1 protein-coding gene is annotated in these 354 nt (G+C 58.8%); it reads right to left on the reverse strand.

Going from position 1 to position 354, the window contains the following annotated elements; all coding sequences use genetic code 11:
• On the reverse strand, positions 1 to 354 hold a 354-nt coding region (locus tag P0G09_RS16080; RefSeq protein WP_275253161.1), incomplete at both ends, for an extracellular solute-binding protein.

The raw sequence follows: 354 nt of genomic DNA on the forward strand, positions 1-354 counted from the left end.
ATCTCGCCCACGATCCAGGTGCCGTTGGGCATGAACAGGGCCTTGTTGTCCAGCACCAGCTGCTGGTTCTGGGTAAAGTCCTGATCGTTGGCCTTTGCGGGGGTAATGGGGTTGGTGTAGGAAGCCAGCTTGTTGACGATGTCAAAGCAGGTCTTTGCCTCCGGGGTATCCCTGATGCCTTCCTCATAGTGGGTGGCCTTGTTGAAGAACTCCGGGCCGCCGGCGGCATACATCAGTGCGTAGAAGAACGCATCAAAGTAGCCGGTGGTTGGGTAGGTGAACAGGTAGGTACCCTCAGCGGCAGCCATGTCGCCCAGTTCCCACATCTCGTCCCAGGTGGTGGGCACGTCCCAG

The sequence above is a fragment of the Faecalibacterium sp. DFI.5.82 genome (genome assembly GCF_029076575.1).
In the GTDB taxonomy this organism is placed as follows: Bacteria; Bacillota; Clostridia; order Oscillospirales; family Ruminococcaceae; genus Faecalibacterium; species Faecalibacterium duncaniae.